Origin of the sequence: Pantoea sp. S62 (assembly GCF_016658625.1) — a bacterium.
Taxonomy (GTDB): Bacteria; Pseudomonadota; Gammaproteobacteria; order Enterobacterales; family Enterobacteriaceae; genus Pantoea; species Pantoea vagans.
On record NZ_JACVVI010000035.1, the window covers coordinates 1 to 10,993 of the forward strand.

General features: G+C 57.0%; 6 protein-coding genes. 1 reads left to right on the top strand and 5 read right to left on the bottom strand.

Going from position 1 to position 10,993, the window contains the following annotated elements; genetic code table 11:
- Positions 1-125 precede the first annotated feature (125 nt).
- The 5 genes from phoH to putP all read right to left on the bottom strand — a co-directional run bounded on the left by phoH (position 126) and on the right by putP (position 6,432).
- Positions 126-914, bottom strand: coding sequence for a phosphate starvation-inducible protein PhoH (gene phoH / locus IBT54_RS24580; RefSeq protein ID WP_003852284.1), 789 nt, complete (start codon positions 912-914; stop codon positions 126-128).
- 569 nt (positions 915-1,483) lie between these two features.
- Entirely contained in the window at positions 1,484-2,761 is a 1,278-nt protein-coding gene (gene efeB, locus IBT54_RS24585) for an iron uptake transporter deferrochelatase/peroxidase subunit (protein WP_201253281.1), read from the bottom strand.
- A 2-nt stretch (positions 2,762-2,763) separates the two neighbouring features.
- Complete coding sequence (efeO, locus tag IBT54_RS24590; RefSeq protein WP_147789034.1) at positions 2,764-3,876, bottom strand: iron uptake system protein EfeO; 1,113 nt, start codon at positions 3,874-3,876, stop codon at positions 2,764-2,766.
- Between the two features lie 55 nt (positions 3,877-3,931).
- Positions 3,932-4,756, bottom strand: a complete 825-nt coding sequence (gene efeU / locus IBT54_RS24595; RefSeq protein WP_095707018.1) for an iron uptake transporter permease EfeU — start codon at positions 4,754-4,756, stop codon at positions 3,932-3,934.
- A gap of 191 nt (positions 4,757-4,947) precedes the next feature.
- Entirely contained in the window at positions 4,948-6,432 is a 1,485-nt protein-coding gene (gene putP, locus IBT54_RS24600) for a sodium/proline symporter PutP (RefSeq protein ID WP_201253282.1), read from the bottom strand.
- Positions 6,433-6,883: 451 nt separating this feature from the next.
- On the opposite strand from putP, the gene putA reads away from it, so the two are divergent.
- Entirely contained in the window at positions 6,884-10,831 is a 3,948-nt protein-coding gene (putA, locus tag IBT54_RS24605) for a trifunctional transcriptional regulator/proline dehydrogenase/L-glutamate gamma-semialdehyde dehydrogenase (RefSeq protein ID WP_201253283.1), read from the top strand.
- Positions 10,832-10,993: the final 162 nt, after the last annotated feature.

Genomic DNA, 10,993 nt, shown 5'->3' on the forward strand with positions numbered 1-10,993 from the left:
AGAAGCCCCGCCGGAGAACGACCGCATGCGCAGCATGCTGGACAGCGGAGCGTGCGACGCTGCCCCACAATAAGAAAACCCGGCCGGGGCCGGGTTTGGGCGCTACACTTCTACTCAATCAAACGCTAGCTATATGCGTGCAGGGTGCGCTGACACAGCGCAGAACGCACACAATCCTCTTTGCCAAAGCGCACAATGCCCACCATCTCGTCCTCTTCAAAACGCGCCAGCGCGTCCGCGAGACCGGAAGGCACCCCAGCGGGCAAGTCGCACTGGGTAATATCGCCGTTAACAATGACCGTGACGTTTTCGCCCAGTCGGGTCAGGAACATTTTCATCTGCGCGGCGGTCACGTTCTGCGCCTCATCCAGAATTACCACTGCATTTTCAAAGGTGCGGCCACGCATATAGGCGAAGGGCGCAATCTCTACTTTGGCAATTTCCGGACGCAGACAATATTGCATAAATGATGCGCCAAGACGTTTAACCAGAATGTCATAAACCGGGCGGAAATAAGGGGCGAATTTCTCAGAAATATCACCGGGCAGGAAGCCCAAATCCTCATCTGCCTGCAGTACCGGGCGCGTAACGATAATCCTGTCGATATCCTTATTAATCAGGGCCTCAGCCGCTTTCGCAGCACTGATCCAGGTTTTACCGCATCCGGCTTCACCGGTTGCGAAGATCAGCTGTTTCGTTCCTATGGCATTGAGATAGTGCGCCTGAGCTTCATTACGGGCTTCAATCGGCAGCCGGTCGCGCGTATCGCGCGCCATGCCAATGGCATCCAGTCCACTCATATGCACCAGCGAAGTGACCGACTCTTCTTCGCGCTGACGATGACTGCGTGAGTCACTGCGAAGCACTCTTCTCGCTTCACGACGCGCTTTGATCACTGCTTTCTGTCTTCCCATAGTGGCACCTTTCAGTTGGTTTCATTTCCTGCGCGAGGCCGGTGGCCCGTTGCGATTACGTGAACGCTTTAGAGGTTTCAGTTGGCTTCCTTTTGAGCCATGACAGGACAGGATAGTGGGTATGCAGCAGCGCAATAGCGTGGCTGAATACCGGATAAAACAGGCTGTGCTAAGACAAAAGAAATGGTTGAAGGAAGGGAGAAATAACGAGGCAGAATTGTCCTCGCGGTCAGGCGCAATTTATTCAGTGACAGTAACGTTCCATAAAAGACTCGACCCATGCGCGAACTCCAGTGTGATACATCGACACATCCGATTACGCCTGTTGAATAAAGTGCATCATTTCGTTGGACTTTTGCAATAGTAATTTTACCTGCTGGCAAAGGAATTGCTAATCACACGTAACTATTTTTTTAAGAATAAATGTAAAATTCATATATTACAGTCACTTAGATTATTTTATATATATCAGGCAATGGCTTAATCTCAGCGAAAACTCAGTAAGCAAAGTGCTGAAACCGAAAAGGCAGGCGGTCAGGGATGAGCCGCCTGCGATGGTTAAAATTTAATCAGGACTCCAGCAACGGCTGCGCTAAATAATGGCTGGCGTCGGGGACACCGGGCAAAGCAAAAAAGTAACCGCCACCAAAAGGCCGGATATATTCTTCCAGCGCTTCACCGTTCAGACGCTGCTGCACGGTAAGAAACCCACGTTCCAGATCGTGCTGGTAGCAGACGAATAACAGCCCCATCTCCAGCTGGCCGGAGGCGGAGATACCCGCCGAGTAACTGTAGCCGCGTCGCAGCATCAGGCTGCTGGCCGTCTCAGGCGTGCGAGGGTTAGCAAGGCGGATATGCGCATCCAGTGCAATCACATCGCCGTCCGGATCTCGGGCGTAATCCGGCACGTCACGCTCATGCTTCATCCCCAGCGGCGCACCGCTCAGCTTCTCGCGGCCAAAAATGGTCTGCTGCTCACCCAGCGGCGTGCGGTCCCACATTTCCACGTGAAAGCGGATAAGCCGCACGGCCTGATAGCTGCCGTTGCGTGCCCAGACCGGTTCTTCCTGGTCCGCGGTCACCCAAAGCAGTTGATTCATCAGCGCAGAATCACGGGTATCCGGATTCGCCGTGCCATCTTTAAAGCCCAGCAGATTGATCGGCGTCTCCTGCCCCTGACTGCGTGCCGCGTGGTCGGAGATAAAGCCTTCGCGCCGCCAGCGTACACCCAGCAAGTCGGGCGTATGCTTGATGATGTCACGCAGGGCATGAATCACCGTATCCTGAGTGTTGGCACAGAGCTGTAACAGCAAATCGCCGTGACACTGGCTGGCATCCAGCGAATCATTGGGGAAGCGCGTCATCGGCTGCAATTTTTTCGGCTTATGCGGCGCCAGACCAAAGCGTTCATCAAACAGCGAATGCCCGACCGACACAGTAATCGTCAGATTATCCGGCGCGATAGTCGCCCCCAGAATACCGGAATCCATCGGAGGCAGTTGCGGATTGGTGACCGCAGGTGCCGGACCGCCCGCAGTGAGAAAGGCGATACGCTGGGTCAGCAGCTGAAACAGACGCTTCAGTTCGGCTTTATCGTTGCTGAGCAGATCAAACGCCACCAGCATCATTGATGCCTGCTGGGGCGTCGTGATACCCGCCTGATGCTGACCATAAAACGGCTGCGTCTGCTGTCGCGCCTGCGGCGTCACCGTACCCGGCGAAAAGCTGTCAGCGGCAGCGGTATGGAACGGACAGCCGCCGCCGATGGCCGCCGCGCCGCCCAGCAGACCCAGTCCTTTCAGTAAACGACGACGCGCAGGCTGCGCGTCATCTTCCTTACGACTCATGATTAATCCAGACCCAGAGTGCCACGAAGTAATGAAAGATCTTCCGCCAGGGCGGTGATCGGCCCTTTCAGCGCGTTACGGTCGGCGCTGGTCAGCTTCTCATAGGATTCGAAACCGGTTTGGGTGCGGTACTTGCTCAGGATCGCATCCACTTTTTTGAAGTTGGCGTCAACTTTGGCCAGCAGCTGCGGATTCGCTTTGCTCACCAGCGGTCGCAGCAGCTCAACGATTTTCTGTGCACCATCAATATTGGCCTGGAAATCCCACAGGTCGGTGCGGCTGTAGCGATCTTCTTCGCCGGAGATTTTGCTGGAAGCCACTTCTTCAATCAGACCAGCTGCGCCGCCGACGACTTTGGCTGGCGGGAAAGCCAGTTCGCTGATGCGCACCTGCAGATCTTTCACATCTTTATTCAGCTTATCCGCGTAGTCCGCCATGTCTTTGGTGCTGTTATCAGCAAACAGGGCTTTTTCCAGACGGTGGAAACCGGTGAACTTCGGATCGGCTGATTTCTTCTCGTAGTCATCTTCACGGGCATCGATATTGCCGTCGAGATCGGAGAACAGCTCAGCAATCGGCTCAATGCGCTCATAGTACTGACGGGTCGGGGCAAACAGCGCTTTGGCTTTTTCCACATCGCCCGCTTTAACCGCGTCCGTGAACGCCTGAGTGCTGCTCACCAGCTGGTTAACCTGCTCCGTTACATAAGCTTTATATTCGGTGATCGGCCCTTCCAGCTGCATACGTGCGGAAGTGCTGTTTGTCGCTGCGCCCTCACCCTTTACAATCAGCTTGCCTTTTGGATTGCTCAGCAGGCCACAGGTCATCTCATATTCGCCCGCTTCCAGATTAGCGGTCAGCTTCTGACTGAAGCCCGGCGCGATGTTTTCACGCTCTTCCACCACCAGCACGCCTTTGAGGATCTCCCACTCCAGCGCTTTCTGGCTGTTGTTTTTAATCAGGAACTGGGTTTTGCCAGCCTTAACCGTCAGGCTCATCGGCTCACACTGCCTGTCATTGACGCTTACGGTAACCTGAGGAACCGCTGCGGTCGCCGATGCGGAGATTGCCAGCAGAGGAAGCAGCAGTGCCTTGCGGCGGAAACGCATTGTCATCTCGATATTCCCTGTTAAGTTGCAGGCGCGACGGGCGCGCCAAAAAAATGTCTGATTACACCGTGGCCGACGCAGCAGGACGCGCAGGCATAAAGAACAGAATCAGCGCCGGGATCAGGTAGACGAAGTAAATCGTCACTTCACTAACGCTTGGCGTCTCCTGATAACCCAGAATGCCTTCCAGCAGCGTGCCGAAAAGCGAATGGGTCGATAAGGTATTGCTGAGATCGAAGGCCACATCCTGAAAGCGATTCCATAATCCCGCTTCGTGGAAGGCGCGAATCGCACCGGCTGCAAGGCCCGCCGCGACAAACAGGATGAAGACGCTGGTCCAGCGGAAGAAATGCGCCATGTTCAGACGGATACCGCCCCAGTAAAGCAGCATGCCCAGCACCACGGCGGTTGCCAGCCCCAGTACCGCGCCAATCGGTGGCGCATAACCGACATCCTGCGTAAACGCCGCCAGCAGGAAGAACACCGACTCCAGCCCTTCACGTGCCACGGCAAGAAACACCATCAGCACCAGCGCCAGACCGCCCCGCCCTGAACGTTGCAGCGCCTGATCCACCGCCTGCTCAAGTTCAACCCTGATGTTGCGGGCCACTTTGCGCATCCAGAACACCATTGAGGTGAGGATCACCACCGCAATCAGCGCCACAATGCCTTCAAACAGCTCCTGTTCTTTTTGCGGGAATTCACCGGTAGTGGCATTGATGAACAGGCCAAGGCCCAGACAGAGCGCAGCGGCGATAAACACGCCCGCCCACATCGCCGGAAACCATTGGGTGCGCTGGGTGCGCTTGAGATAGCTGGCTATCAGGCTGACTATCAGCGCGGCTTCGAGCCCTTCGCGCAGCATGATGAGAAAAGGAACAAACATCGCCAACCTCTTGAATGTTAAGCAGCGTCAATGAACAGTAAAATCAGGTAAAGTGTAAACGATACCGATTATCATTATCGCTGCGAAAAAAACAAGTTACCGGCGGAGATAATTTCATCTTTGGGTGATTTATCTTTGTAACAAAAAAAGCCCGCTCCTTACGGCGCGGGCTTTCATGACTAACGCTTCGCTTATTTGGTCTGGAACTCCGCTTCTGCGGCAGCAAAGCGCTGCTGCGCTTCGGCTGAGGGTTCACGTCCCATCAGGCTGAAGACCACAATCGCGATACTGGCGAAGATGAAGCCAGGGATGATTTCATACAGTCCCAGCCAGCCATACTGTTTCCATACCAGTACGGTCAGCGCACCAATGATCATCCCCGCTAGCGCACCGTTGCGGTTCATACGCTTCCAGCAGACGCCAAACAGCACTACCGGACCAAACGCTGCACCAAAGCCCGCCCATGCGTAGCTTACCAGGCCCAGCACACGGTTTTCCGGGTTCGACGCCAGCGCAATCGCAATCAGCGCCACCAGCAGCACCATCAGACGCCCTACCCATACCAGCTCTTTCTGACTGGCATTTTTGCGCAGGAAGCCTTTATAGAGGTCTTCGGTCAGGGCGCTGGAGCAGACCAGCAGCTGACAGCTCAGTGTGGACATTACGGCAGCAAGAATCGCTGACAGCAGAATGCCGGCAATCCACGGGTTAAACAGAATGCGTGCCAGTTCGATAAAGACGCGCTCAGCGTTGTCATTGACGCCGGTTGCCAGGATCGGGTTGTTCTGGAAGTAGGCAATACCGAAGAAGCCGACTGCCACCGCGCCCGCCAGACAGAGCACCATCCACGCCATACCGATACGGCGTGCGGTGCGGATAGAGCGATGCGAATCTGCCGCCATAAAGCGCGCCAGAATATGGGGTTGCCCGAAATAGCCCAGACCCCAGCCGAGCAGGGAGATGACCGCGACGAAGTTCAGCCCTTTGAGCATGTCGAGGTTTTCAAGGCTTTTCGCCTCAATCACCGTCAGCGAATCGGACCAGCCGCCTACTGCGATAATGACAAAGACCGGCGTCAGGATCAGCGCAAAAATCATCAGGCTTGCCTGAACGGTATCGGTCCAGCTCACCGCCAGGAAACCGCCCACCAGCGTATAGAGGATGGTTGCCGCTGCACCCGCCCACAGAGCCGTCTGGTAATCCATACCAAAGGTGCTTTCAAACAGTCGCGCACCGGCCACCACGCCCGAGGCGCAGTAGATGGTGAAGAATACCAGAATCACAATAGCGGAGATGACGCGCAGAATTTTACTGTGGTCTTCAAAGCGGCTGGTAAAGAAGTCCGGCAGGGTCAGGGCATTATTGTGATGCTCGGTCTGAACACGCAGGCGACCGGCCACGATTTTCCAGTTCAGCCAGGCACCGATGGTCAGGCCAATCGCAATCCAGCTCTCAGAGATGCCGGAAATGAAGATGGCACCCGGTAAGCCCATCAGCAGCCAGCCGCTCATATCGGATGCACCGGCAGAGAGTGCCGTGACCACGCTACCCAGACTGCGGCCACCGAGGATGTAATCATCGAAGTTTTTGGTCGAGCGATAAGCCGCAAAACCGATTAATACCATCCCAAGAATATAAACCACAAAGGTCACCAGCATCGGTGTACTTACACTCATCTGTCTCTCCACTTATTATTTGATATCCCAGAGAAATCGCCAGCTACCCGCCTGCCGGAACGGGGCAAAGCGGGTCGATTTTCTTCGTCAGGGCGTCAGTCATTTCCCAGCGGCGCGGTATCCTGCCGGAAAGGCGTTCCGCGCACAATGGATTTAACACAGGCGTTACAGTGATTTCACTAACCGTTTGTGAAAACGTGCTGATAGGTTGCACTCGCTCACAGTTATCCGGTTATACCTCTGTATAACCGGCCGTAAACCCGCTTTTTATCGGGCCTGCCGACCTGGCGAGGATCTTGCAGCAATATCCGTGCCGCATTGCGGGATTTAACAATTGCCGATGTAAGAAGGGTGTTAACTGGCTCACATTTAACACGGTTGCACAAAGTTGCAACTTAAGTGATAGTGCAGCCAACGCCGTATCGAACCACTATCAAGGAGCTCTGGAGTCATGGCTACAACCACTATGGGTGTGAAACTGGATGACGCAACACGTGAGCGCATCAAACTGGCTGCGCAGCGTATTGATCGCACGCCACACTGGCTGATTAAACAGGCCATCTTTAACTACCTGGGCCAGCTGGAGAGCGGCGATGCCGTGCCGGAGATCCCGCTTTCTGCCCAGGCGGCGGCCGAGTCTGACGACACCCAGCCAGAGGAGACGCACCAGCCGTTCCTTGACTTCGCAGAGCAGATTTTACCTCAGTCGGTGACGCGTTCAGCAGTGACCGCCGCCTGGCGTCGTCCTGAGACCGATGCGGTGCCAATGATGCTGGAGCAGGCGCGCTTACCGGCAGCGCTGGCAGAGAAAACCCATCAGCTGGCTTATCAGCTCGCCGACAAGCTGCGGCACCAGAAAGGTGCAACCGGACGCGCCGGTATGGTGCAAAGCCTGCTCCAGGAGTTCTCTCTTTCTTCACATGAAGGCGTGGCGCTGATGTGCCTTGCAGAGGCGCTGCTGCGTATTCCTGACAAGCCAACGCGCGATGCGCTCATCCGCGACAAGATTAGCAACGGCAACTGGCAATCGCATCTGGGCCGCAGCCCGTCGCTGTTTGTCAACGCCGCGACCTGGGGCCTGCTGTTTACCGGCCGTCTGGTCTCGACCCACAACGAGGCGAATCTTTCCAGCTCGCTCAACCGCATCATCGGTAAGGGCGGCGAGCCCCTGATCCGAAAAGGCGTGGATATGGCGATGCGTCTGATGGGTGAGCAGTTCGTCACCGGTGAAACCATTGCTGAAGCGCTGGCGAACGCCCGCAAGCTGGAAGAGAAAGGCTTCCGTTACTCTTACGATATGCTGGGCGAAGCGGCCCTGACCGCAGGCGATGCCAAAGCCTATCTGCTCTCTTATCAGCAGGCGATTCACGCCATCGGTAAAGCGTCGAATGGTCGTGGCATTTATGAAGGCCCGGGCATCTCCATCAAACTCTCAGCTCTGCATCCCCGCTACAGCCGCGCGCAGTATGAGCGGGTGATGGAAGAGCTCTACCCTATTCTGAAATCACTGACGCTGCTGGCCCGCTCCTATGACATCGGCATCAACATCGACGCAGAGGAAGCTGACCGGCTGGAACTGTCGCTGGATATGCTGGAGAAACTCTGTTTCGAGCCAGAGCTGGAAGGCTGGAACGGCATCGGCTTCGTGATTCAGGCTTATATGAAACGCTGTCCGTTTGTGATCGATGAGCTGATCGATCTGGCGCAACGCAGCCGCCGTCGTCTGATGATCCGTCTGGTGAAAGGCGCGTACTGGGACAGCGAAATCAAGCGCGCCCAGATGGAAGGTCTGGAAGGCTACCCGGTTTACACCCGTAAGGTTTACACTGATATCTCTTACCTGGCCTGCGCCCGCAAACTGCTTTCTGTTCCCAGCCTGATCTATCCGCAGTTTGCTACGCACAATGCCCACACCCTGGCCGCGATTTATCAGCTGGCAGGCAATAACTACTATCCGGGGCAGTATGAGTTCCAATGTCTGCACGGCATGGGTGAACCGCTGTATGAGCAGGTGGTCGGCAAAGTGGCGGACGGCAAGCTGAATCGCCCCTGTCGTATCTATGCGCCGGTCGGGACCCATGAAACCCTGCTGGCCTATCTGGTGCGTCGACTGCTGGAAAACGGAGCCAATACCTCGTTCGTAAACCGCATTGCCGATACCTCGCTGCCGATTGATGAGCTGGTAGCCGATCCGGTGACTGCCGTCGAGAAACTGGGGAGCAGCGAAGGCGCTATTGGCCTGCCGCATCCGAAGATCCCCCTGCCGCGTGAGCTGTATGGCGAGAACCGCGTCAACTCAGCGGGTCTGGATATGGCTAACGAGCACCGTCTCGCCTCACTCTCCAGCGCCCTGCTGAGCAGCGCTGCACAGCCCTGCCTGGCCGAGCCGATGATCGACGGTGAAGCGGGTGCGGGTGAGTTGCGCGACATTCTGAACCCGGCTGCACCAAACGATCGTGTGGGTCAGGTACGTGAAGCCACAGAGCAGGAAGTCTCTGTGGCGCTGGATGCCGCCGTGAACAGCGGACCGATCTGGTTTGCCACCCCACCACAGGAGCGTGCGGCGATTCTGGAACGCGCCGCAGAGATTATGGAAGGCCAGATGCAGCAGCTGCTTGGCATCCTGGTGCGTGAAGCAGGCAAGACCTATAACAACGCCATCGCGGAAGTGCGCGAAGCGGTTGATTTCCTCTATTACTACGCCGGTATGGTGCGCGACGATTTCGACAACGAAACCCATCGTCCGCTGGGTCCGGTGGTCTGTATCAGTCCATGGAACTTCCCGCTGGCGATCTTTACCGGTCAGATTGCGGCTGCACTGGCAGCAGGCAACAGCGTGCTAGCCAAACCGGCTGAGCAGACGCCGTTGATTGCCGCACAGGCAGTTCAGATCCTGCTGGATGCGGGTGTACCGCCGGGCGTGCTGCAACTGCTGCCGGGTCAGGGTGAAACCGTTGGTGCGCAGCTAACGGGGGACAATCGGGTCCGTGGCGTGATGTTTACCGGCTCAACCGCAGTCGCCACCCTGCTGCAGCGGAATCTGGCCGGTCGTCTTGATCAACACGGTCGCCCGGTGCCGCTGATTGCGGAGACCGGCGGGATGAACGCGATGATCGTTGACTCCTCCGCGCTGACTGAGCAGGTGGTGATCGATATCGTCGCGTCGGCCTTCGACAGTGCCGGACAGCGCTGCTCTGCCCTGCGTCTGCTCTGCATTCAGGAAGATGTCGCCGACCATACGCTGAAGATGCTGCGCGGCGCGATGGCGGAGTGCCGCATGGGCAATCCGGAACGCTTCTCTACCGACATCGGCCCGGTGATTGATGCCGAGGCAAAAGCCAATATCGATCGCCATATTCAGGCGATGCGTAACAAGGGCTTCACGGTTTACCAGGCGGTTCAGGATAACCCGCAGGACAGCAAAGAGTGGACCAGCGGCACCTTTGTCAAACCGACGCTGATTGAGCTGAATCAGGTCAGCGATCTGGACAAAGAGATTTTTGGACCGGTGCTGCATGTAGTGCGCTTCACCCGCAACAACCTGCCGAAGCTGGTTGAGCAGATCAACGCCTCCGGCTATGGCCTGACGCTGGGTGTGCATACCCGCATCGACGAGACCATCGCACAGGTTACGGCCAACGCCCGTGTCGGTAACCTCTACGTTAACCGCAACATGGTGGGCGCGGTGGTTGGCGTCCAGCCGTTTGGCGGGGAAGGCTTATCCGGAACCGGTCCGAAAGCCGGCGGTCCGCTCTATCTCTACCGCCTGCTGGCCAGTCGTCCGGATGGCGCGCTGCGCCTGACCTTTGATCGTCAGGATGCCGAGCGTCCGGCAGACAGCACGCTGCGTCAGGCTCTGCTGGCACCGCATCAGGCGCTGAGCAACTGGGCGAAAGATAAGCCTGAACTGGCTGAACTCTGCCAGCACTATGGCGAGCTGGCACAGGCGGGCGTCGTCCGTCTGCTGCCTGGCCCGACCGGCGAGCGTAACACCTTCTCGCTGCTACCGCGTGATCAGGTGCTTTGTCTGGCTGACAATGAGCAGGATGCGTTAATCCAGCTGGCTGCGGTCACCAGCGTCGGCAGTAAAGCGCTGTGGCCGGACGATGAGCTGCATCGCGCGCTGCAGGCCTCGCTGCCTGATGCCGTGAAAGCGCGCATCACGCTGGCACGTGATCCATTAGCGGCAGAGTTTGATGCGGTGATCTATCACGGCGATGCCGATCAGCTGCGCACCCTGTGTGAGCAGATCGCGGCGCGTGACGGCGCGATTGTTTCGGTGCAGGGCTTCGCCCGTGGCGAAACCAATCTTCTGCTTGAGCGTCTGCTGATTGAGCGCTCGCTGAGTGTGAATACCGCGGCGGCGGGTGGTAATGCGAGTCTGATGACCATTGGGTAAGAAGCGTTCGCCGGAGAGTGTTCGCTGCGCGAACGGGCTGCTGCGGCGCTGAAGCTGGGGTGGTTCGCTGCGCGAACGGGCTCTGAGAGGGGTTTCGTTCGCCTGAGCAGTTGGGCAGTTTCAGACACGCCTCTGCAGGCGACCGACAAGGGGCGCCAGTCG